The sequence below is a fragment of the Streptomyces sp. NPDC005551 genome (assembly GCF_042871785.1).
Lineage (GTDB): Bacteria > Actinomycetota > Actinomycetes > Streptomycetales > Streptomycetaceae > Streptomyces.
Map to the genome: position 1 here is coordinate 209,367 of NZ_JBIAJE010000010.1, position 22,760 is coordinate 232,126.

The 22,760-nt window shown below is 73.6% G+C and carries 19 protein-coding genes; 12 read left to right on the top strand and 7 right to left on the bottom strand.

All coding sequences use genetic code 11. The annotated features are described in order from the left end of the window. Positions 1 to 94 precede the first annotated feature (94 nt). From ACFYP4_RS28135 to ACFYP4_RS28145, 3 genes are all read right to left on the bottom strand, one after another. On the bottom strand, positions 95 to 2,404 hold the full coding sequence (locus ACFYP4_RS28135; protein ID WP_388789079.1) for a molybdopterin-dependent oxidoreductase: 2,310 nt from the start codon (positions 2,402 to 2,404) through the stop codon (positions 95 to 97). Between the two features lie 276 nt (positions 2,405 to 2,680). Next, positions 2,681 to 3,334, bottom strand: a complete 654-nt coding sequence (locus ACFYP4_RS28140) for a TetR family transcriptional regulator (RefSeq protein WP_388789082.1) — start codon at positions 3,332 to 3,334, stop codon at positions 2,681 to 2,683. Positions 3,335 to 3,434: 100 nt separating this feature from the next. Further along, the gene (locus tag ACFYP4_RS28145; RefSeq protein WP_388789085.1) at positions 3,435 to 4,061 is read right to left on the bottom strand and encodes a nuclear transport factor 2 family protein; all 627 of its coding nucleotides are present in this window, start codon (positions 4,059 to 4,061) and stop codon (positions 3,435 to 3,437) included. A 217-nt stretch (positions 4,062 to 4,278) separates the two neighbouring features. Here ACFYP4_RS28145 and hmgA point away from each other — a divergent pair, with 217 nt between their 5' ends. From hmgA to ACFYP4_RS28165, 4 genes are all read left to right on the top strand, one after another. Beyond that, positions 4,279 to 5,631, top strand: coding sequence for a homogentisate 1,2-dioxygenase (gene hmgA / locus ACFYP4_RS28150; RefSeq protein WP_388789087.1), 1,353 nt, complete (start codon positions 4,279 to 4,281; stop codon positions 5,629 to 5,631). 49 nt (positions 5,632 to 5,680) lie between these two features. Beyond that, complete coding sequence (locus ACFYP4_RS28155) at positions 5,681 to 6,430, top strand: GntR family transcriptional regulator (RefSeq protein WP_358852419.1); 750 nt, start codon at positions 5,681 to 5,683, stop codon at positions 6,428 to 6,430. Positions 6,431 to 6,479: 49 nt separating this feature from the next. Continuing rightward, a complete protein-coding gene (locus tag ACFYP4_RS28160; protein ID WP_358852418.1) occupies positions 6,480 to 7,697 on the top strand; it encodes a type ISP restriction/modification enzyme in 1,218 nt (405 codons plus the stop codon). A gap of 206 nt (positions 7,698 to 7,903) precedes the next feature. Next, the gene (locus ACFYP4_RS28165; RefSeq protein ID WP_388789090.1) at positions 7,904 to 9,112 is read left to right on the top strand and encodes a CaiB/BaiF CoA transferase family protein; all 1,209 of its coding nucleotides are present in this window, start codon (positions 7,904 to 7,906) and stop codon (positions 9,110 to 9,112) included. A 33-nt stretch (positions 9,113 to 9,145) separates the two neighbouring features. Here ACFYP4_RS28165 and ACFYP4_RS28170 read toward each other — a convergent pair whose 3' ends face one another. The 3 genes from ACFYP4_RS28170 to ACFYP4_RS28180 form a co-directional block, all read right to left on the bottom strand. Next, a complete protein-coding gene (locus ACFYP4_RS28170; protein ID WP_358852416.1) occupies positions 9,146 to 9,415 on the bottom strand; it encodes a hypothetical protein in 270 nt (89 codons plus the stop codon). A gap of 115 nt (positions 9,416 to 9,530) precedes the next feature. Next, positions 9,531 to 10,331, bottom strand: a complete 801-nt coding sequence (locus ACFYP4_RS28175) for an anti-sigma factor (protein WP_358852415.1) — start codon at positions 10,329 to 10,331, stop codon at positions 9,531 to 9,533. A gap of 49 nt (positions 10,332 to 10,380) precedes the next feature. Further along, complete coding sequence (locus ACFYP4_RS28180; RefSeq protein ID WP_358852414.1) at positions 10,381 to 10,923, bottom strand: sigma-70 family RNA polymerase sigma factor; 543 nt, start codon at positions 10,921 to 10,923, stop codon at positions 10,381 to 10,383. A 252-nt stretch (positions 10,924 to 11,175) separates the two neighbouring features. Between ACFYP4_RS28180 and ACFYP4_RS28185 the strand changes: the two genes are divergently transcribed. From ACFYP4_RS28185 to ACFYP4_RS28200, 4 genes are all read left to right on the top strand, one after another. Next, positions 11,176 to 12,705, top strand: a complete 1,530-nt coding sequence (locus ACFYP4_RS28185; protein WP_358852413.1) for a DUF4331 domain-containing protein — start codon at positions 11,176 to 11,178, stop codon at positions 12,703 to 12,705. A gap of 135 nt (positions 12,706 to 12,840) precedes the next feature. Further along, positions 12,841 to 14,451, top strand: a complete 1,611-nt coding sequence (locus ACFYP4_RS28190) for a tetratricopeptide repeat protein (RefSeq protein ID WP_358852412.1) — start codon at positions 12,841 to 12,843, stop codon at positions 14,449 to 14,451. Continuing rightward, positions 14,448 to 16,022 carry a nickel transporter gene (locus tag ACFYP4_RS28195; RefSeq protein WP_388789094.1) on the top strand — a complete coding sequence of 525 codons (1,575 nt, stop codon included), beginning with the start codon at positions 14,448 to 14,450 and terminating at the stop codon, positions 16,020 to 16,022. Before ACFYP4_RS28190 ends, ACFYP4_RS28195 begins: the two co-directional genes overlap by 4 nt. Before the next feature lie 72 nt (positions 16,023 to 16,094). Next, positions 16,095 to 17,714, top strand: a complete 1,620-nt coding sequence (locus ACFYP4_RS28200; RefSeq protein ID WP_388789211.1) for a serine/threonine-protein kinase — start codon at positions 16,095 to 16,097, stop codon at positions 17,712 to 17,714. A gap of 139 nt (positions 17,715 to 17,853) precedes the next feature. On the opposite strand, the gene ACFYP4_RS28205 is transcribed toward ACFYP4_RS28200, so the two are convergent. Then, a complete protein-coding gene (locus tag ACFYP4_RS28205; RefSeq protein WP_358852410.1) occupies positions 17,854 to 18,663 on the bottom strand; it encodes an SGNH/GDSL hydrolase family protein in 810 nt (269 codons plus the stop codon). Between the two features lie 315 nt (positions 18,664 to 18,978). Between ACFYP4_RS28205 and ACFYP4_RS28210 the strand changes: the two genes are divergently transcribed. The 4 genes from ACFYP4_RS28210 (at position 18,979) to ACFYP4_RS28225 (ending at position 22,696) form a co-directional block, all read left to right on the top strand. Further along, entirely contained in the window at positions 18,979 to 19,404 is a 426-nt protein-coding gene (locus ACFYP4_RS28210) for a hypothetical protein (RefSeq protein ID WP_358852409.1), read from the top strand. 1 nt (position 19,405) lies between these two features. Next, the gene (locus ACFYP4_RS28215; RefSeq protein ID WP_388789214.1) at positions 19,406 to 20,500 is read left to right on the top strand and encodes a GNAT family N-acetyltransferase; all 1,095 of its coding nucleotides are present in this window, start codon (positions 19,406 to 19,408) and stop codon (positions 20,498 to 20,500) included. 379 nt (positions 20,501 to 20,879) lie between these two features. After that, positions 20,880 to 21,695, top strand: coding sequence for a glycosyltransferase family 2 protein (locus ACFYP4_RS28220; protein ID WP_358852408.1), 816 nt, complete (start codon positions 20,880 to 20,882; stop codon positions 21,693 to 21,695). Continuing rightward, the gene (locus ACFYP4_RS28225) at positions 21,692 to 22,696 is read left to right on the top strand and encodes a glycosyltransferase family 2 protein (RefSeq protein WP_358852407.1); all 1,005 of its coding nucleotides are present in this window, start codon (positions 21,692 to 21,694) and stop codon (positions 22,694 to 22,696) included. Before ACFYP4_RS28220 ends, ACFYP4_RS28225 begins: the two co-directional genes overlap by 4 nt. The last annotated feature ends 64 nt before the right edge of the window (positions 22,697 to 22,760 follow it).

A 22,760-nucleotide genomic window follows, 5' to 3' on the forward strand; every position in this document is an offset into this window, starting at 1 on the left:
CCGGCGGTGCGAGTGACGTTAGGGCGGTCCCGCAGGCGTTAACAAGATGTTGACGTGCGAGCAATAAGCGCAGAACTCCAGGTCACAGCTTTGCTCACGTGGTGGGCGTCAGCTCGACCGCGACGCCGTTGAGGACGGCGGTCCCCGAGAGCGGGTCGAGCAGGGTGCCGTCGAGCAGCTGGTTCACGTTGACTCCGGGGTCCTTGGCGGCGTGGCTCGTCCGGGTGCCCGGCCGGTCGTGCCCCCAGCCGTGCGGCAGGCTCACCACACCGCGCCGCACTCCGTCGGTGATCTCGGCGGGGACGGTGACCTCTCCCCCGGCGCCCCTGACGCGCACGAGCGCACTGTCCTCGATCTTGAGGCGGGCGGCGTCCTCGGGGTGGATGTGCAGGGTGCAGCGGTTCGAACCGCCGGTCAGGGCGGGGACGTTGTGCATCCAGCTGTTGTTGGAGCGCAGATGGCGCCGGCCGACGAGCACCAGGCCCGCCGGGCGCTCGCGCAGCGCGTCCCGCAGCCGCGGCAGATCGCCGGCGACCGGTCCCGGCAGCAGTTCGATCCGGCCGCTGCGGGTCTTCAGCGGCTGCGGCAGACGCGGCCGCAGCGGACCGAGGTCGATGCCGTGCGGGTGGGCGAGCAGCCTCGCCAGGCTCAGTCCGTCGGGCCGGGCGCCGAAGCCGTCGCCGTACGGGCCGAGGCGCAGCATCATGTCCAGTCGCCGCTCGGGACCGTTGTCGCCGGTCAGCTGTGCGGCGAGCTCGCCCGGGTCACGGCCGTGCACGGGCGAGTGCGGGTCGGCGACGGCCTTGCCCAGGGTGCTCTCGACGACCATCGCGTCCACGGCCGAGGGATCGGCGCCGTGCATGCCGGTCGCGGCGAGCACGAGCCGCGCGAGGATCTCGGTCTCCGCCATGCGGCCCGGCTCCAGCGGGACGGCGGCTCGGGTGTAGCGGACCTGGTTGTGCACGGCGAAGGCGTTGAAGGCGAAGTCGTGGTGCGCGCTCTGCGAGGGCGGGGGCGGCGGCAGGACGACGTGCGCGTGGCGGGAGGTCTCGTTCAGGTACGGGTCGACGCTGACCATGAAGTCCAGCGCGCCGAGGGCCTTGTCGAGACGGTCGCCGTCCGGCGCGGAGAGTACGGGGTTGGCGGCGACGGCGATGACGGCGCGGACCGGGCTGCCCTCGTCCGTGGCGGTGTCGATCTCCTCGGCCAGCGCGGACAGCGGCAGCTCCCCCTTGGCCTCGGGGTGCCGGCTCACCCGGCTGTGCCAGCGGCCGAGCGCGAAGCCGCGGCCGGGTCCGGCGGGCCGGGGTGCGCGGTCGGTGGCGGCCTGGGGGAAGAGGGCACCGCCCGGCCGGTCGAGGTTGCCCGTGAGGATGTTCAGGACGTCGACCAGCCAGCTCGCCAGCGTGCCGTGCGCGACGGTGCAGCTGCCGATGCGGCCGTAGACGGCGGCGGTCGGCGCGGCGGCCAGCTCCCGGGCGAGCGCCCGGATCGTGTCCGCCGGCACGTCGCAGGCCTCGCTCGCGGCCTCGGGCGTGAAGTCCCGCAGCGCGGCGGCGAGTTCCTCGGTTCCCTCGACGTGCGGGGTGAGGTCGCCCAGGTCGGCGAGCTTCTCCTCGAAGAGGACGTGGGCCATGGCGGCGAGGAGCAGGGCGTCGGTGCCGGGCCGGATCGCCACGTGCCGGTCGGCGAGCTTGGCCGTGCGCGTGCGGCGGGGGTCGACGACGGTCAGCGTGCCGCCGCGTGCCCGCAGCGCCCTGAGCCTGCCGGGGAAGTCGGGGGCGGTGCACAGACTCCCGTTGGACTCCAGGGGGTTGGCGCCGATGAGCAGCAGATGGGCGGTGCGGTCGAGGTCCGGTACGGGGATGGCCAGGGCGTCGCCGTACAGGAGCCCGCTCGACACGTGCTTGGGCATCTGGTCGACGGTGGAGGCGGTGAAGAGGCTGTGGGTGCCCAGCGCCGAGAGCAGGACGGGCGGGTAGAGGGCCCCGGCCATGGTGTGCACGTTCGGGTTGCCGAGGACGACGCCGACGGCGTGCGGGCCGTGCCGCTCGACGACGGGCCGCAGCCCCGCGGCCACGGCGTCGAAGGCCTCCTCCCAGGTGGCCTCCCGCAGTTCGCCGTCCTCGCGCACGAGGGGGGTGCGCAGCCGGTCGGGGTCGGCGTCGACGGCGCCGAAGGCAGCGCCCTTGGGACAGATGAACCCCTTGCTGAAGACGTCCTCGCGGTCACCGCGGGCGCCGGTCACCCGGGTGCCCTCGACGGTGAGCGTCAGCCCGCAGGTCGCCTCGCAGAGCGGGCAGATGCGCAGGGCGGTACGGGAGTCTGAGGTGGGGCCGGTGGTGCGGGACACGGGGTCCTCCCGGGTTGCGGCGGCAGCGGTGACGCACGGGCCACCGAGCATACCGACCGGTATGCATCTCCGGGAGGGTCCGGCGGGAGTCAGGTCCGAAAACCACCGGGGTGGTCCGTCGCCCACCGGGGTGGTCCGTCCGCCCACCGGACCGGTCCGTCGCCCACCGGACCGGTTCTTCTCCGCCGGGCCGGTCCGTCACAGCCGCCGGGCCGGTCGGTCAGCGTCGGCGGAACGACCGGCACCGTCGGCGGGGCGGCCGTCACCTTCGGCGGGACGGTCCGTCAGCGTCGGCGGGCCGGTCCCTCACCGTCGACGACGCGGCTGTCAGTCGAGGACGCGCGACAGGTAGGCGCGCAGCAGGACCCGGATCTCCTCGATGACGCGTTCGTCGCCGGACGGATCGAGGCGGAAGGCGAGGTGGACGAGGGTGTCCGCGGTCTCCACGGCGACCAGGAAGGCGCGGCGCAGGTCCTCGTCGGGCTCGCGGACGAGATGGCCGGAGAGCAGTTCCGTGAGCCGGTCGGCGACCCGTGTGTTGGGCTCCGCGCATCCGGAGCCGACCGGGATCTGGTTGCCGAAGTCGACCAGCGTGAAGCCGGGGGCGGTCCGCTTCATGGTGAGGTACTCGTCGAGCACGGCGTCCATGGCGGCACGCCAGCCTCCCTCGCTCCCGCCCGCGCCGGTCCGGGCGGCGCCCCCGTCCCCGGCCTCCCCCAGACGCCCCCTCACGCGCTCGACGTAGCGGTCGAGATTGCGCTGGGCGAGGGCGTCGGCCATGGCCCGCTTGTTGCCGAAGAAGCGGTAGACCGAACCGATGGGGACACCCGCTCGCTGGGCCACCGCCCGGGTGCTCAGGACGTCGTAGCCGACTTCGTCGAGGAGGTCGGCGCAGGCGTCGAGGATCCTGGTCAGTCGCTCGGCACTGCGCCGCTGCACGGGCGCGCGGCGCAGCGGGGTCGCTCGGGGCACGCTGTCCATGATGCCTCTCCGCCGGGGTCCGGTGAACCTCGCCCGTCCGTACGCGAACCGGTGCCCCCGCCACTCATCGCGGGCGCCCCGCACGCCGCTGACCGGCCGCTCATCGCGGGCGCCGCGCGCCGGTGTGCCCGCCCTTCGTCGCGGGCACCCCCGCGCCCGTGCCGCCGTCCGCCGCCGCCGTCGGACGCGACCGCGGCACGGACGCGCCGCCGTCCGCCGTCGGCGCCGGTGCCGGTCCGGACGCCGTGATGTCCGCCGTGCACTCGACGGGCACGCCGTCGACGGCCCACACGGTGCGGTCGTCCGCGTAGAGGCGGGCGGTGAGGTGGTGGGTGCCCCGTGGGACGAGGTCACCGGAGAGGCGGTAGGCGGGGGTGCGGAGCCGGGTGAGGATCCGCCCGTCCAGGAGGAGCACGGCGCTGCCGCGGCCGACCGCGGCGACCGCGCGCGTACCGGCGGGCGAGAAGCGGAACCTCCGGACGGTCAGCCGTACGTCCCAGCTGTCGTCGGTGTTCGGCTGCACCTCGATCCCGACACCGGGTGCGCCCTTCTCGTCGATCTCACGGTAGTGCCGTCCCTCCTCGTCCGTGTCGTCCAGCACCTTGCCCACGGGCGAGGCGGGCACTTCGCCCCCGCGCCCGTGCGCGTCACCGGTGCCGCAGCCCGCCGATCCGCCGAGCAACGCGCAGATCGCGAGCGCGGCGAGCAGTCCGCGCGTCCACGACATGCCGGGAGATTAGAACAGGAACGCGGGCGGCCGGATCCCCCTCAGGTCGGGTTCTCGAGTCGTTCGCAGGTCGTGGGTCGTACGTGCCCGGGTGCCCCGGCGGGCCGGGAACGCCGTCCGGGCCCGGCCGATTCCTTACCCCGGACGCCGCTGCCCCTTGCGCGGGGAAAAGTCGAATCCTACGGTGATGCATAGGAATAAGGACGAGGGAGCGATCATGAGCGATGCGGGCACCGCCCACGCGAGCGGGTTCGAACGGGAGCGAGCACGGAAGACGGCCGGGGAACCGGCGTATCTCTCCGGATTCGGCAACGAACACAGCTCGGAGGCGGTCCCGGGCGCACTGCCGCAGGGCCGCAACTCACCGCAGCGCGCACCGTTCGGCCTGTACGCGGAGCAGTTGAGCGGCACGGCCTTCACCGAGCCGCGCGCCCACAACCGGCGCTCGTGGCTGTACCGGATCCGGCCCTCGGCCGCGCACCCCGCCTTCACCCGCACCGGCAACGGCGCGATCCGCACGGCACCCTTCACGGAGACCGTCCCCGACCCCAACCGGCTGCGCTGGAACCCGCTGCCGGAGCCCGCCGAGGGCACCGACTTCCTCGCGAGCCTGTGGACCCTGGGCGGCAACGGCGACGCGGCGCAGCGCACCGGCATGGCCGTGCACCTCTATCATGCCAACTCCTCGATGGAGCGCGTGTTCAGTGACGCCGACGGCGAGCTGCTGATCGTCCCGGAGCACGGCGGGCTGCTGCTGCGCACCGAGTTCGGGCTGCTGCGCGTGGAGCCCGGCCACATCGCGCTGATCCCGCGTGGTGTCCGCTTCCGCGCGGAGCTGCCGGACGGCTCGGCGCGGGGCTATGTGTGCGAGAACTACGGGGCGCCCTTCCAGCTGCCCGACCTCGGCCCGATCGGCGCCAACGGACTCGCCAACGCACGGGACTTCCTCGCTCCGGTCGCGGCGTACGAGGACGTGGAGGGGCCGGTGGAGGTGGTGAACAAGTTCTGCGGCAACCTCTGGGAGGCGACGTACGACCACTCACCGCTGGACGTGGTCGCCTGGCACGGCAACCACGTGCCGTACGTCTACGACCTGCGCCGTTTCAATGTGATGGGCACCATCAGCTACGACCACCCGGACCCGTCCGTCTTCACGGTGCTGACCTCGCCGACCGACACGGCGGGCCTGGCCAACGTCGACTTCGTGGTCTTCGCGCCGCGCTGGCTGGTGGGCGAGGACACGTTCCGGCCGCCGTACTTCCACCGGAACGTGATGAGCGAGTACATGGGGCTCGTGGAGGGCGCCTACGACGCGAAGGCGGAGGGGTTCGTGCCGGGCGGCGGATCGCTGCACAACATGATGTCGGCGCACGGTCCGGACCGGGAGACCTTCGACCGGGCCAGTGCCGCCGAGCTGCGCCCGCAGAAGGTCGACGACGGCCTCGCCTTCATGTTCGAGACGCGCTGGCCGGTGACCGCGACGGCCCAGGCGGCCCGGGCGGAGCACCTGCAACGCGGCTACGACGACGTGTGGCAGGGCCTCCAGCGGCACTTCCGTCCCGCCGGCTGACCTTCCCCGCCCGTTGCACTGAACGCCCGCGACCGGTACGGATACCCTCGTGACCTCCTTCGCTCCGGACTCGATCGTCCTGAACCGCAAGCTGCCGCTCTGGTATCAGGTGTCGCAGTCCCTGCGCGCCTCGATACTCGGGCGGTCCGCCCAGGACCCGCTGCGGCTGCCCACCGAGGAACAGCTGGCCGGGCACTACGGGGTGAGTGTGCTCACCATGCGGCAGGCGCTCAAGGAGCTGGAGGCCGAGGGGCTGATCACCCGGCACCGCAGGCGGGGCACGTTCATCGAGCCGAGCGCGCAGCGGGGCGCTCCCGTGCGGCTGCTCGGCTCGGTGGACGCGATCGTGGCCCAGCAGTCGGGCATGCGGACGGAGCTGCTGGACTACGGCACGACGCCCGTGTCGGCAGAACTGGCCGAGCATTTCCCGGACCTGGCCGAGGTGACGGCGTACCACCGCCTGCGCAGCGACGAGAAGACCGGCGAGCCGACCAACCACGCCCGCAACTACGTCCGTCCCGAACTGGCGGCGCTCATCGACCCGGAGGATCTGGCCCGCTGGCCGATGACCAAGGTGCTGCGCGATGTGGTGGGCGCGCGCATCAGCCGCATCACCGACACCGTCGAGGCCCGGCTCGCGGACCCGGAGACGGCGCGGCTGCTGCGGGTGCCGCTGCTGAGCCCGATCCTGCACTACACCGGCATCGTCCACGGGGAGGACGGGCGCGCCCTGGACGTGGCCCGCATCCACTACCGGGGCGACCGTTTCTCCTTCACGGTCACCCTCGACGCCCACTGACCACCCGGCCCGTCCGTGCGCGGCCGGCGCCCGGCGCCCACGCCGTACGATGCGGTGCGTGACGCACGACGACGCTCCGCTGCTCGCGGACCTCATGCCGTGGTCGGTCGCACCCGTGCGGCCGGGCCGGGGGTGGCCGACGGCGCCCGACCCCGCGTCCCTGAAAGCCAGGTGGAACGCCCTGCTGAAGGCCGAAGGGCCGGACCGGGAGGCGCTGTTCGGGCCCACGCGCTCGCGCACCCCGCACTCGGCGGTCGCCCAGTTGCCGGGGCAGTCCAGCGGGACGGGACGGCTGGCGCGCGAGTCGGGTCCCTGCCCGGAGCCGGTGCGGGTGCTCAGCGGTCCCTTCGACGAGCAGTGGCTGATACCGGACCACCGGCTGATCGACGCGGCCCGCCCCGAGCTGTGGCGGGTGGCCGACGAGCGGCAGATGTTCGCGGTCGAGCAGCCCGTCGTGCCCGGGGCGTCGGGCCCGGCTCTGCTGGTCTCCTCCGTGCTGCCGGTGAGCGCCGGCCGCGGCGGCCGGGTACGCCCCCTGTACCGCCGCCCCGGTGGTCGCGAACCGAACCTGGCACCCGGCCTGCTGGAGCACCTGGCCGCCCGCCTCGGCCGCTCCCCCGGGCCCGTCGACGTCCTCGCCTGGACGGTGGCGGCGTCCCGGCCCGGCCGGGACGGCTGCACGGTGCCCCTCACCGGCGATGCCGATGTGTTCGCGCGCGGTGTGGAGCTGGGGCGCCGGATGCTGTGGCTGATGCGGCGCGACGGTGAGCGCCCGAGGCTCCCCGGCGGCCGCCGGCCCTACGTCCGTGCTCCGCTCCCGGCGCTCCCCCTCGCCCGGGTCCGCGCGAGTGCCGGGACTCCCGTCCTCGACCTGCGCTACGACCGCGACGAGGAGGTTCTGCACGTCGACGAGGGCCGTATCTCACCCGTGCCGCCGGAGGCCTGGGACTTCGAGGCGGGCGGCGGGCGCGTGCTGGAGCGGTGGTTCACGGAGCGGACGCGGCCGCCGGAGCCGGGCACCCTGGAGGCGATCCGGCCCGCCGCCTGGCCGCAGGCGTGGACGTCCGAGCTGCTGGAGCTGGTCACGGTCCTGGCGCTGCTCGCGGAACTACGGCCGCAGCTTGCCGAGTTGACGGTGGAGTCGCCGGTCACCCGGACCGAGCTGCGCGGGGCGGGCGTGTTCCCCGTGCCGGAGACGGCACGCAGGCCCGCGACGGTCCTGGACCACCGCGAGGAGGGCCCCGACGGGCAGTTCGCCCTGGTCTAGGGCACCTCACCCGACGGGGTCCCGCCGCTCGCCGCTCGCCGGTACCCGGCCGCGGACGGTGACCCGGGCGCCCGCGGCGGGTGACCCGGGGCCGCGCAGGTGACTCGGGCCGCGGGGGCCGCCGGACGCCGGTGCGCGCCGCCGGACCGGCCGCCGAGCACCGGCCCGGCGGCGTACGCGCATGACAAAGGCGTCAGGTACGGGACATGATCCAGCGCATGCAGCCACTTCCCCTGCCTCTGGAAGGCATCACCGTCGTCGCCGTGGAGCAGGCCGTCTCCGCCCCCTTCGCCACCCGCCAGCTGGCCGATCTCGGCGCCCGGGTCGTCAAGGTCGAGCGGATCGACGGCGGGGACTTCGCCCGCGGCTACGACACCGCGGCGGCCGGTCTCGCCTCGCACTTCGTGTGGTGCAACCGGGGAAAGGAGTCCATCGCGCTCGACCTGAAGGACCCGCGGGGGCTCGCGGTGGTACGGCGGCTGGTCGAGGGCGCTGACGTCTTCGTGCAGAACCTCGCCCAGGGCGCGGCGGCCCGGCTCGGCCTGGACGCGGCCACGCTGTGCGCGGCCCACCCCCGGTTGATCGCCGTGGACATCTCGGGCTACGGGGCGTCGGGGCCGTACGCGGACAAGCGGGCCTACGACATGCTCGTGCAGTGCGAGGCCGGCCTCGTGTCGGTCACCGGGACCCCCGGGCAGCCGGTGAAGGCGGGGATTCCCGCCGCCGACATCGCAGCGGCCATGTACGCCTTCTCCGGGGTGCTGGCGGCACTGGTCCGGCGCGGCACGACGGGACGCGGGGGCCCGGTCGAGGTGTCGATGCTGGAGGCGCTGGCCGAGTGGATGGGCCACCCGCTGCACCACGCGATGCACGGCGGCACTCCCCCGGCGCGCACCGGCCTCGCGCACGCCGTCATCGCCCCGTACGACGCCTATCCGACGGCGGACGGGAGCCGGGTCCTGCTGTCGGTGCAGAACGACCGGGAGTGGCGCCGGCTCGCCGAACAGGTGCTGGGGCGTCAGGAGTTGGGCACCGACCCGGCGTACGCGACGAACGCGGCACGGGTCACGAACCGGGAGCGCACGGACGCGCTCGTCGGCGGGGCGCTGGCCGTGCTGACGGCGGACGAGGCGGTCGCCCGGCTGGAGGAGGCGGGCATCGCGTGCGCACGCCTGCGGGACGTACGGGAGGTGGCGGAGCATCCGCAGCTGGCGGCCAGGGACCGGTGGCGGGAAGTGGATTCACCGGTGGGGCCGTTGCGGGCGCTGCTGCCGCCGGTCGGCCTGCCGGGCGGGGGCGAGGCACCGATGGGAGCCGTACCCGCGCTCGGGCAGCACACCGAGACGCTGCTGCGTGCCGTGGGGATGACGGACGATGAGATCGCAGCGCTGCGCCGGGACGGTGTGACCGCCTGAGCGCGGGTCGGGGACTTGCCTGACCCGCGCCGCTCAGCGGCCGCCGAACAGCGTACGACTGAGCCGCCTCAGCGGGGCGAAGAGCGAGACCCGCCTCACTCGCGCACCCATGCCGCTGCGGTCGTGCGCGGTGTCACGCGCGGTCAGCTCACGCATCAGCAACGTGGCCTCGGCCGCCTCGCGCTGCGGGATGGCAGGGCCACCCAGCACCGCGAGATGGCGGTCGAGGCGCGAGCTGGTCGCGCTGCTCCCGCACGTGATCGCAGGGACTCGAGCCCTGCTGCGCACTGTTATCTGTTCCATGTCACTCCCCACCCATACGAGGGCACCCGGCCCGGGCAGGCTAACCCTATCGCTCCCTCGTGGCACTCGTGTATCGCGGGCACAGGATTCACCTACCCCGTAAGGGCGTTGACGATCACTCTCCGAATCCAGCAGATTCCAGGGCGAGTTGGACAACCGGGGCGGTCGTGGGCCGCCGTGAACCACCGCTCGGTTCGACGGTCACCGCGAGTGAGGACGCCGTGGGGTCGAGACCGCCGGCGACCAGGGGCGTGTCGCTGCGCAGCAGCCCGAGGGAGCGTGGCTGCACGCCAGGGCGCATGAGCCACAGTTGATGCACGCGCCCTTCGGAGGGCGCACCGAGACCGCTCACGGTGACGACCGCGCGCCGCTGCGAGGCCGACGCGACCACACCGATACCGCGTCCCCGGCCGTCCCGGTCACCGGTCGCCCGGGCGTCGGGTGCCGCGAGAACGTGCGCGATCTCACGTGCCCGGGCGCGCTCCTGGTCCAGTTCGTCCTCGGTCCGCGTCGCCTGGACCGCGAAGAGCGACGCGACGACGAGGGCCGCGGCGGCCGTGGCGGTGGCGAGCGGGGCCAGCAGCGGGCGGAAGCGGGGAGTGCGCGCGCGGGCGGGGCGACGGGCCGCGCGGGCGCGAGGCGGTGCGGTGCCCGCGTACGCGCCAGGCGGCTCCTGCGGAGTCGTCCGTACGGCGGCGAGGACCCGGTCCCGCAGGGCGGGCGGCGCCGGGGCCGCCGTGGACCAGGCGAGCCGGACGGCGTCCTCGGTCAGCGCCCGCACCTCCTCGGCGCAGCGGTCGCAGCGGTGCAGATGACCTTCGAACCTCCGGCGCTCGTCGGGTTCGAGCGCGTCCAGCGCGTACGGCGCGGCGAGCGAGTGCAGGTCACGGCGGAGCAGCCGGTCGAGGAGGCTCATGCGGCGCCTCCCGGGCGGGCCACGGCGTCGCCCGCGGATGTCAGGGTGCTCATGCGGCACCTCCCAGGCAGTCGCGCAGCCGGGAAAGCCCGTCGCGCATACGGGTCTTGACGGTCCCGAGCGGCAGGGAGAGCCGTTCGGCGACCTCACGGTAGGTGTAGCCGTCGTAGTAGGCGAGGGTGACGGACTGGCGTTGCAGGGCGGTGAGCCGGTCCAGGCAGCGGCGCACCCACTCGCGTTCGAGTCCCGCCTCGACCTCCTCGGCCACCTGGTCGAAGGCGGGCCGGTGCAGCCGCCGTCCCTCGCGCTGTTCACGCTCGGTGGCGGCGCGGGCGCTGCGCACCCGGTCGACCGCGCGCCGGTGCGCGAGCGTGAGGATCCACGACAGGGCGCTGCCCCGGCGCGGGTCGAACCGCCCGGCCGAGCGCCAGAGTTCGAGCAGCACCTCCTGGGCCACCTCCTCCGACTGGGCCGGGTCCCGCACCACCCGGCGCACCAGACCGAACACCGGCCCGGACACCAGTCCGTACAGCTCCTCGAATGCCCTCTGATCACCCCCGGCCACGAGCACCAGAAGTTCGTCCGTCTCCACCCGTCCCCCTCTCCGGCCGCGTACCGGCCGTCAGTTCACGGACCCGTGCGCGGCGAGCGCGCTTTCGGATGGGTTACGGATCGGCGCACCGAAAACGCGGGTCCGCCGCCGGCGAAACGAACGCAACGCGTACGGGCCTCGCTGAAACGACCGGCGTCAGCCCACGTAAGAACGTTTGGGATTCGACCAATCCACCCCGGCGACCGCTCCGAATGGCGTGCGTCAGGCAAGTTGGACTTGAGGACGGACGGCATGACACCTATCTCCAGGATCGGCGTGGGACGCAGGACTTGCACGGCCCTCGTCTGTGGCGCGCTGGCCGCCGGGGGGCTCACAGCCGCCGGTGCGACCGTGCTGGAACCGGGGGCGGCCGCCGCCTCCAGCCACCGGGAGGCTCCGCTGATCTCGGGGCAGCCCCAGTACGACAACACGGACGTGTACGCGTTCGTGAGCCCGGACAGGCCCGACACGACGACGATCGTGGCGAACTGGATCCCCTTCGAGGAGCCGGCCGGCGGCCCGAACTTCTTCACGTTCGCCGAGGACGCCCAGTACGACCTCCACATCGACAGCGACGGTGACGCACAGGGCGATCTGGTCTACCGCTACACCTTCAGGACGCATCGCAAGAACGGCGACACGTTCCTCTACAACACGGGGCCGGTCACCAGCCTCGACGATCCCGACCTGAACATCACGCAGACGTACGACATCGACCTGCTGCGGCTGCGGCACCAGCAGCTGGTCTCCCGGACGAAGGTCGCCGACGACATACCGGTGGCGCCGTCGAACGTCGGCAAGGCGTCGATGCCGGACTACCGCAAGCTGCGCGACCAGGCGGTGCACAAGCTCGCGAGCGGGGCCACCACCTTCGCCGGCCAGGCCGACGACCCGTTCTTCCTCGACCTGCGCGTCTTCGACCTGCTCTACGGCGGCGACCTGTCCGAGGTCGGCCGGGACACGCTCAAGGGCTACAACGTCAACTCGATCGCCCTCCAGGTGCCCACCGAGATGATCCAGGAGTCGGCCGACCAGCCGATCGTCGGGATCTGGTCCACCACGCAGCGCAAGGACGCCCGCGGCGGCTACACCCAGGTCTCGCGCCTCGGCATGCCGCTGGTCAACGAGGTCGTCAACCCGCAGAAGGACAAGGACAAGTTCAACGCGTCCGATCCGTACAACGACGGCGACTTCCTGAAGAACGTGACGAACCCGGAGCTGCCGAAGCTCATCGAGGGGATCTACAAGATCAAGGCCCCGGCGGAGCCCAGGAACGACCTGGTCGACGTGTTCCTGAAGGGGGTCGAGGGTCTCAACCAGCCGCCGCACGTGCGCGCCGCGGAGGAGCTGCGGCTCAACACCTCGATCAAACCGGCCGCGCATCCCAAGCGGCTGGGTGTCCTCGACGGCGACAACGCGGGCTTCCCGAACGGGCGCCGGCTCGGCGACGACGTGATCGACGCCGCACTCCAGGTCGTCGAGGGTGAACTGGTCGGCTCCAAGAACGACCTGGGTGACGCGGTCGACAAGAACGACAAGAAGTTCGGCCACTCCTTCCCGTACCTGGCCCAGCCGACCTCGGGTTCGCGCGGGGCGACCGCCAAGGGCAGCGGGAACAGCGTGCGCAACCAGCTGGACGGCGGGCTGGTTCCCGCCGGCGCGGACGGCGGTACGGACACCGTGCTGATCGCCGGTTCCGCGGCGGCCGGGGCGGCCGGGTTCCTGCTCCTCGGCACCGGCGTGCTGTGGTGGCGCCGGCGCATGCACAACCGGGCCTACTGACCCGGCACACCGCCGGGCCCACGGGCCCGGCCCACTGACCGGCGCGGCCCGCACGCACTCGTCCCCCCACGGTGCGGGCCGCGTCGCCCCAACCCCGACCACGACCGTTGCGGCCACGGATTCCTAGGAGAGGGCATGTCCCCGGGTACGAACGAGAGCGCGCCGCCGGGCGCCGGCACCGGCTCCGCCGGCCTCCCCGCGAGCGGCGGCACCGGCGACGACCCGTCGGCCGCGGCCCCCGGCACCGGCGCCCGGGGGAGCCACCCCCACGACTCGGCGAGTGCCGGAGGGGGCTTGGCGGAGGGTGTCTCAAAAGCCGCGTTGGCCGGTGGCGACGGGGGCCCGGCGGACGCCGGAGCGGGCGTGTCCGTGGAGGTGCCGGACGATCGGGTGGCGGCTCCGCGGAGATCCGCCGCGGGACGGCGGTGGCGGGCGGCGCAGCTCGCCGGCAGCGTCGTCGCGCTGGCCGTGGCGCTCACCGCCGGAGGCGTGGTCCTCGGCGCCCGCGACGGCGGCCCGGCGCCCGTCGCCGCCGCACCCGGCACCGGCACCTCGCCGCAACTGCTCGCGAGCGCGGGACTGGACGCGACCGTCCGCTCGTTGCAGGCCCATCTCCGAACCCAGCCACGGGACTTCGGGTCCTGGGCGACGCTGGGACTCGCGTACGTGGAGCAAGCCCGCACCAAGGGCGACCCCGGGCGCTACCCGCAGGCGGAACGGGCACTGAACCGCTCCCTGCGGCTGCGCCCCGACAACGACCCGGCGCTCGCGGGCCGCGCCGCCCTCGCCGCGGCCCGGCACCGGTTCCCCGAGGCGCTGAAGTACGCCGACCGGGCGCTGGCCCGGAATCCGTACAGCGAGCGCGCGCTGTCCTCCCGGATCGACGCGCTGGTCGAGCTCGGCCGCTACGACGAGGCGTCGAAGGCCGCGGACCTGGCCGACTCCCGGCGCCCAGGGGTGCCGGTGTTCACGCGCTACGCGTACGTGCACGAGCTGCGCGGCGACGTGAAGACCGCCCGCCGAGTCCTGGAACAGGCCCTGGCCACGTCGACGTCACGCGGTGACGTGGCGTACGTGGCCACGGCGCTGGGCCAACTCCACTGGAACCAGGGCCGGTACGGGACGGCGCTGACCTGTTACGCCCGGGCGCTGGCCGCCGACGACGCGTATCTCCCGGCGCTGGAGGGCCGGGCCCGCGCCCAGGCGGCCCGGGGCGACAGCGCCGAGGCCATCCGCGGCATGGAGGACGTCGTGTCCCGCTCGCCGCTGCCCCAGTCCCTGGTCGTGCTCGGTGAGCTGTACGAGGCGCGGGGCGAGAGGGGCGACGCCCGCAGGGCCCGCGACCAGTACGCCCTCGTCGACGCCTGGACCGCGCTGGCCCGCGCCAACGGGGTCAACGCCGACCTGGACACGGCCCTCGCCGCCGCCGACCACGGGGACCGCGCGGCCGCGCTCACGGCGGCCCGCGCCGAGTGGGCCCGCCGGCACACGGTGCACACCGCGGACGCCCTCGCCTGGGCCCTGCACGTCAACGGCCGTGACGCGGAGGCGCTTCCGTACGCCCGCCGCGCCACCGCGACCGGCTACCGCAACGCCGCGTTCCTCCACCACCGCGGCACCATCGAACGCGCCACCGGCCGCTCCGAGGCTGCCAGAACCTCGCTGACCCGCGCGCTCGACCTCAACCCCGGCTTCTCGCCGCTCGGCGCCCGCGCGGCCCGGGCGGCCCTGAAGGGGGCGGAATGAGGTCCCGTACGGCACTCCGGCGCGCGTTCGCCTCCGGTGCGGCCGTCCTCGTCTCGTCCGTCGCGCTCGTGCTGGTCCCCTCGGGGACCGCGAGCGCGCACCCGCTCGGGAACTTCACGGTCAACCGCTACGACGGCCTCGTGGCCGCCCCCGGCCTGCTGCGGATCGACCACGTCGAGGATCTCGCGGAGATCCCCGCGACCCAGGCCGAGCCGGACGTCCGGCGGCTGGGCAGGGCGGCCTGGGCCCGGCAGCGGTGCGCGACGGCGGCCCGGGACAGCCGCGTCACGGTCGGCGGGCGCGACGTCCCGCTCACCGTCGGCACGAGCGAGGCACGGGTGCGGCCGGGACAGGCGGGACTCGACACCCTGCGTGTGGAGTGCCGGCTGACGGCCCCCCTCCCGGACCGTGCCGCCGCCGTACGCTTCCGTGCCGCCGCCGGCTCGGGCCCCGGCTGGCGCGAGGTCACCGCGCGGGGCGACCGGACGACGCTGACGCGGTCCGACGTCCCGACGGCGTCCGTGTCCAAGCGGCTGACCGGCTACCCGGAGCGGCTGCTGTCGTCCCCGGCCGACACCGTGTCCGCTTCCCTGCGGGTCCGCCCGGGCGGACCGGCGCTCGCCCGGGACGACCGGGAGGCTCCCGCCGCCTCGGTGCTGCCCCGTGGCGCCGACCGCTGGACCCGGGCCCTCGACGGACTCGTCGCCCGGCACGACCTCACGCCCGGTTTCGCGGCACTCGCCCTGCTGATCGCCCTGGGCCTCGGGGCGATGCACGCCCTGGCGCCGGGACACGGCAAGACACTGATGGCCGCGACCGCCGCCGCCCGCGGGCGGGCCACCCTCCGCGACGTCCTGCCCCTGGCCGCCTCGGTGACGGTCACGCACACCCTGGGCGTGGTCGCCCTCGGTCTGCTCATCACCGCGGGCTCGGCCGCGGCGCCCTCCGTGATCGCCTGGCTGGGCGTCACGAGCGGTCTCCTGGTGACCCTCGCAGGTGCCTCCCTCGTACGCCGGGCCTGGCGGAACCGCACACCCCCGTCCGCACACGGGCACGGGCACGAGCACGGGCACGGGCACGGGCACGAGCACGAGCACGAGCACGCCGAGTCGGAGCACCGGCACCGTCACGGCCACACCCACGACCACTCCCCCGGGGCCGGGCACACGCACGCCTCCGGGGTCGAGCACTCCCACGGCGGCTTCACGCACAGCCACCCCACCGCGCCCACCCTGCGCGGCACGATCCTGCTCGGCTTCGCCGGCGGGCTGGTGCCCAGTCCCTCCGCCGTCGTCGTCCTGGTGGGCGCCGCGGCGCTGGGACAGGCCTGGTTCGGCTTTCTGCTCGTCCTGGCGTACGGCGCCGGGCTCGCCCTCACGCTCACCGCGGCCGGGTTCGCCGTGGTCCGGCTCGGCGGCGGGATGGCACGGCTGCTGGCGCGGCGCCCGCGGTGGACCGCCGGGCCGTTGGCGGCCCTGATGCGCAGGGCGGCGCCGTTCGGCTCGGCGTGCGTCGTGGTGGCCCTCGGAGCCGGACTGGTGTTCAAGGGGGCGGCATCCGCACTCGGCTGAGCTACTTTTGGGGAGGAATCGCGCGGATGCGAGAGGGGGACGCCCGTGTCCGAGGGTCCGAGCGCTGAACGGATGATCGCGGGCCGGTACCGTCTGCTGTCCCGTCTGGGCGAGGGAGGCATGGGCACCGTCTGGCGGGCCCGCGACGAGGTGCTGCACCGCGAGGTCGCCGTCAAGGAGGTGCGCGCACCCGCCGGGATCCCGTCGAGCGACGTCGAGCGGATGTACGCGCGTCTGGAGCGGGAGGCGTGGGCGGCGGCCCGGGTCGCGAACCGCAACGTGGTGACCGTCTACGACGTGGCGACGCAGGACGGCCGCCCGTGGATCGTCATGGAGCTGATCCGCGGTGTCGCCCTGTCCGACCTGCTGGACGCGGAGGGCCCGCTCTCCCCGCGGCGCGCCGCGCACATCGGCGCCGAGGTGCTGTCCGCCCTGCGCGCCGCCCACGCGGCCGGGGTCCTGCACCGCGACGTCAAACCGGGAAACGTCCTGCTGTCGAACGACGGGCGGGTCGTCCTCACCGACTTCGGCATCGCGACCGTCGAGGGCAGCTCCGCGCTGACGATGACCGGCGAGGTGATCGGTTCGCCCGAATTCCTCGCACCCGAACGGGCGCTCGGCCGCACTCCCGGCCCCGAGTCCGACCTGTGGTCCCTCGGCGTGCTCCTGTACGCGGCGGTCGAGGGCAACTCGCCCTTCCGGCACGACACTCCGCTGAGCACCCTGCGCGCCGTCGTGGACGAGGAACTGCCGCCGCCGCACCGGGCCGGGCCCCTGGCCCCGGTCATCGAGGGCCTGCTGCGCAAGGACCCGGCGGACCGCATCCCCGCCGAGCGGGCCGAGGAGGACCTGCGTCTGATCGGCGCGGGCGGATCTCCCCGGACGGGTTCGTCCCCGGCGCCCCGCAGTCCGACGGTCGTGGCCTTCCCCCACGAGGCCCCGACGCCGCCCCGGCCCGTTCCCGCCCACATGCCCGGGCCCGCGACGGCGGATACGGCCGGCCCGGTACGGCCCGACCGCGGTCGCCGGGCCGCCTTCGCCGTGATCGCCGGCCTGGCCGCGCTGGCACTGGCCCTGGCCGGCCTGGTGTACACACTGGTGAACCACGACGGCGGCGGCGATGGCGACAGCGGCGGCTCGGCCGCTTCGAGCGGCGCCAACAGCGGTTCGGGCGGGGGCGACGAGCAGAGCGGGGACGGCGGCAGCGGGGACGGCGGCAGCGGGAACGGCAGCGACATCGGCAGCGACGGCACGACCGGCGGGAGCCCCTCCGGCACGTCCCCGAGCGCCCGGCACTCGACCCCTCCGCCCGCCCAGTCCGTCACGGTGAGTGTCACCGGCACGCACACCGACTACTCCGGGCCCTGTCCCCCGCCCGCCGGCCAGGCGCCCGCGTTCACGGCGACGTTCACGGTGGGCGTCGTACCGGTGGAGGTCGACTACCGCTGGGTGACGAAGAAGGGCGAGGTGTCCGACTCGGGCTGGAAGACCCTCTCGTTCCCCGCGGACGGCGGGAGGACGAGGCAGAAGTCGGTCGTGGTGACGACGTACGACGCGGAGGGGACGTACGAGAACGCGATCAGCGTGGAGGCCCGCGGCCCGGTGCGCACGACGTCCGGCTGGGTGCCGTTCTCGGTGACGTGCGAGACGGAGACCCCGACCGACGGTGCCTCCTCGTCCGCTTCTCCCTAGGGACTGTCTGCCGTCGAACTCCCGTCTGTCCTGCGGGCGGGCGGCGGGGGCACGACCGCTGGGGGGGCGACGACGGGGGGGGGGGGGACGGCGGGGCCCGGCCGCGCCGGACGGCGTGGCCGGGCCGGGACACCGGGGCTCAGGCCCCGGCGGTGAAGACCGGGAGGTAGCCGCCGGACTGTCCGGCGGCGGTGGGGTGGTACGACTCGCCGATGTTCAGCCAGTTGACGCTGTGCAGCCAGGCGCTGCCGGAGCAGATCTCGTGCCCGGTGAACGTGGTCCTGACATCCCCGAACGTGAAGCCGTGGGCGGCGGCACGGCGGGCGATCGCGCTGTCCAGGTAGTCGGCGGCACTGTTGATCGCGGACCGCTCCGTCTCGGAGAGGCCGGCGATGCAGTTGCCGCCGAGCTGGTAGAAGCGGGGGTAGCCGATGACGACCACGTGGGCCGACGGGGCCTTGGCGCTGATCGCCGAGTAGACGCTGTCGAGCTTGCCGGGGAGTGTGGAGTCGACGTAGGCCCGGGCCGTGGCGATCCGGGACAGGCAGGAGCTCTCGGACTGGAGCACACAGGTCGTCATGACGTCGGCGAAGCCCGCGTCGTTGCCGCCGACGCTGATCGAGACGAGTCCCGTGCCGGTGTTCAGGGGGCTCAGCTGGCCGGCCAGCACATCACCCGTACGAGCGCCCGAGCAGGCCGTGAAGTCGAACGACGAGGGTGAATGGGCGGCCGCCCAGAGGTAGGGGTAGGCCTTCGTGCTGCGCTTGCAGTCGCCGCTCGAGCTGAGATAGCTGCCCGCGCCGACGCCGGAGGAGTAGGAGTCGCCGAGGGCCACATAGCCGGTGGCCGCGGCGGTCTGGGACGCCTGTGCCGTCGCTGCCCCGGTGAGGGCCAGACCGACGGCGAGGAGGAGCGAGGTCGCGTATGCCGTGAATCGGGAACGTCTCATGGAACCTCCCTTTAGCAGGATCTCTGCAATAACTGTGGTAGCAGCTACGCGTGTTGACAGGAAGTGTCCATGCCAATTCTGTTCCATCCCGCGCCGGATCCTCCGGCGCGTTCATCGCGCCGTTGCCTGCACGCCCAGGACGCGACCGGAGCAAGCCATCAACTCGGGTACCGGGCAAGGCCGTTAGGCCACACGAACACCTGTTCAAGGGCGACTGGGAACCGCCGGGCGGGCGCCTGGGGCATCTTGACGGGCCCCCAGGGCCTGCGCGACTCTGAAGCCCGGCATCCGGCGCTTCGGGGGGCAAAGTCGCCCATGCAGACCATACGTATCAAGGCACGGTCGGCAGACCGTGCCGCTCGGCCGGAAGCGCGTCCCGCACGGGACCTGCCGCCGCTGCTGGCAGGTGCCGCGACAGCGGTCGGAGGCGTCGGCGCGGTCCTCGCACTGGCGGACATCGACTCGCCCCTGCGCGCACCGTTCACCCTCTTCTTCCTGCTCGCGGCCCCGTCGGCGGCCATCGCCGCCGCGCTGCGCGGACTGCCCGCCTTCGGCCGCGTCCTGACGTCGGTCGCGGGCGCCGTCGCGGTCGACATGCTGGTGGCCCAGGGGATGCTGGCGGTGCACCGGTGGTCGGCGCCCGGCGGGGTCGCGGCCGTGGCCGCGATCAGCTGCCTCATCCTGCTGCTGGTGGCGGTACGGCGGCCGCGTGGCCGGGCGAACCGGGACGGGACGTCCTGACGTGGACATCGGCGTGCACCGCCCAGGCGAGCTGAGTGCCGCCGACCGGGCAGCCTGGGCGGCCCTCCAGTCGAAGGCCCACCTCGGCGGCTCGCCAGGACTCGCGAACCCCTTCCTCTCCCCCGAGTTCACGCTCGCGATGGGCCGCTGCCGGCGCGGCGTGCGCATCGGCGTGGTCCACGAGGGCGGGGAACCCGTCGCGTTCTTCCCGTTCCAGCGCACCGCCACCGGTGTCGGCCGGGCCGTGGGCCTCGGCGTCTCCGACTGCCAGGGCCTGGTGCACCGCCCCGGGTTCACCTGGGACGCCCACGAGCTGTTGCGCGCCTGCGGGCTCGCCGTATGGGAGTTCGACCACCTGGCGGAGGGCCAGGCGCCGTTCGAGGCGGAGGCCTCCGGCACCTTCCCCTCCCCGGTCATGGACATCGACCAGGGGTACGAGACCTATCTGCGGAAGCTGCGCGAACGCTCGCCGAAGTTCACCAGGACCACGCTCGCCAAGGAACGCAGACTCGGCCGGGACGCCGGCGAGGTGCGCTACGTGCACGACGAGTGCGACCCCGCGGCGCTGCGCACGCTCATGGGCTGGAAGTCCGCCCAGTACCGCAGGACCGGACGCAGCGACCGCTTCGCGCACCCCTGGATCACCCGGCTGGTGCAGCAGCTCTTCCACACCCGCTCCGCGCCGTTCGCCGGGATCCTGTCGGTGCTCTACGCGGGCGGCAGCCCGGTCGCCGCGCACTTCGGGCTGCGCAGCGAGCGGGTGCTGGCGTGCTGGTTCCCGGCATACGATCCGGCCTTCGCCAAGTACTCACCGGGACTGGCGCTGCATCTGCACATGGCCGAGGCGGCCGCCGCGGACGGCATCGCCTATCTGGATCTCGGCCGGGGCCAGAAGGAGTACAAGGACTCCCTGAAGACACGCGAACTCCTGGTGTCCGAAGGGTGGGTGACGCGACGTCATCCGATCGCACTCGGACACCGGGCGCGGCGCGCCCCTGTCCGGGCACTGCGCAATGCGGTGCTGTCCCGGCCGGAGTTCTTCGAGCCGGCCGACCGGGCGCTCAAACGGATGGGAAGGATTCGTTCGAGGAATTGATTACCGCCCAAAACCACAAAAACGTGAGGCCTCGTCACAGGCCTTGCCATACGGATGCAATCGTCAATACCGTCGTACATCTCACCCGCACCGGTCCATCATCAAGCGGCTCAGGGGAGGGCTCAGGTCCGCGATGGTCCCGGCGCGGGGCGCGGTAGGGGGGTGCCGTGCTCGGTGACCACACCTGTGCCGAGACGTGCCGCGAGACCGTCTTCGACGTCGCTTTCCCCGATGTCGGAGCCGGCCAGTTCTGCCAGCTCACCCGGCATGCACGGAGATTCGTTCCCGCATGCCGTCCGTGAGAACCCCCCTTTCGAACCGGACACAGAGCCGGACCGCCCGGGGGCGGGCGGTCCACCGGACGAGAGGGACCAGAATCATGAGTTCAGTCCTGCGCCCAGCCTTTTCGGGCCAAGATCAGTCAACAGCCGGCAACTACCGTCCGATCTCCTCCCACCTGGCGATCGCACCGCCGGTGAGCGTGGTGATTCCCGCGATGAACGAGGCGGAGAATCTCCCCTACGTCTTCAAGACGCTTCCGCACTGGATACACGAAGTGGTTCTCGTCGACGGCAATTCCACCGACGACACCGTGCAGGTGGCACGCGACCTGTGGCCCGGCGTGAAGGTCGTCGGACAGCGCGGCAGAGGCAAGGGCGATGCCCTGATCACCGGGTTCGAGGCGTGCACCGGCGACATCATCGTGATGGTCGACGCGGACGGCTCCGCCGACGGACACGAGATCGTGTCGTACGTGTCCGCGCTGGTGTCCGGGGCTGATTTCGCCAAGGGCTCCCGGTTCGCCAACGGCGGCGGCACGGACGACATGACGCCGGTCCGCAAGCTCGGCAACTGGGCGCTGTGCACGGTCGTGAACAAGAAGTTCGGCGCCCGGTACACCGACCTGTGCTACGGATACAACGCGTTCTGGCGGCACTGCCTCGACAAGATCGACCTCGACTGCACCGGCTTCGAGGTCGAGACCCTGATGAACATCCGGGTGGTCAAGGCCGGCCTCAGGGTCCAGGAGATACCGAGCCACGAGTATCTGCGGATCCACGGCACGAGCAACCTGCGCGCCGTGCGGGACGGGATCCGGGTGCTCAAGGTGATCCTCAGAGAGCGCTCCAACCGGCGCGCGCTGCGCAGATCGCACGCGCAGGCACTCACCCTGGGCCGGGGAGAGGTGTCTTGAGCGAGCCGGCCGTCTCGGTGGTGGTGTGCGTCTACACCGAGGACCGCTGGGAGGACATCCTCGCGGCGGTCGCCTCGGTGCGGGCGCAGTCCCTGCCGGCCCTGGAGACACTCCTCGTGGTGGACCACAACACCCCGCTCATGGAGCGCCTGAGCGGGGAGTACAAGGAGACCGAAGGGGTGCGGGTGCTCGCCAACGCGGGCCCCCGCGGCCTGTCCGCGGGCCGCAACACCGGCATCGCCGCCGCGCGCGGCGAGGTCATCGCGTTCCTCGACGACGACGCCGTGGCCGAGCGGGACTGGCTGCGGCACTTCGCCGAGGGGTACGCGGACCCGCGGGTCATGGCCGTCGGCGGGCGGACGGTGCCCATCTGGGCGTCGGGCCGCCGGCCCGGCTGGTTCCCCGAGGAGTTCGACTGGGTGGTGGGCTGCACGTACCGCGGCCTGCCGCCCGGCCGGGTGCGGGTGCGCAACGTCCTCGGCGGCAACGCGTCCTTCCGCCGGACGGCGTTCGACGTGGCGGGCGGTTTCGCGACCGGCATCGGCCGCGACGGCGACCGGCGCCCGCTGGGCTGCGAGGAGACGGAGCTGTGCATCCGGCTCACCCGCGCCAGGCCGGACGCCGTCCTGCTGATCGACGACCGGGCGGTCATCCATCACCGGGTGCCCGCGGCCCGCGAGCACTTCGCCTACTTCCGCGCGCGCACCTACGCCGAGGGCCTGTCCAAGGCGCTGGTCGCGCGCAGTGTCGGCGCCGGCAAGGGCCTCGAGTCGGAGCGCCGCTACACGACCCGTGTGCTGCCCGCGGGGATCGCCCGCGGGCTGCGCGACGCCGTGCTCGCCCGGCCCGGCGGGGCGGGACGCGCGGGTGCCATCGTGGCCGGAGTGGTGACGGCGGCCGGGGGGTACGTACTGGGCAGCCTGCGGGCCCGCGGGGGCGGTGCCGTGTTCTCCGTGGCCGGGATCGAGGGGGTCCCGGACGACGAGGGGGCGGCGACATGAGAGCAGGGGGCCCGGGGAGCGGCCGGGGACACGGGATCCGGCGGCCGTACGGCGGCGCGCACGG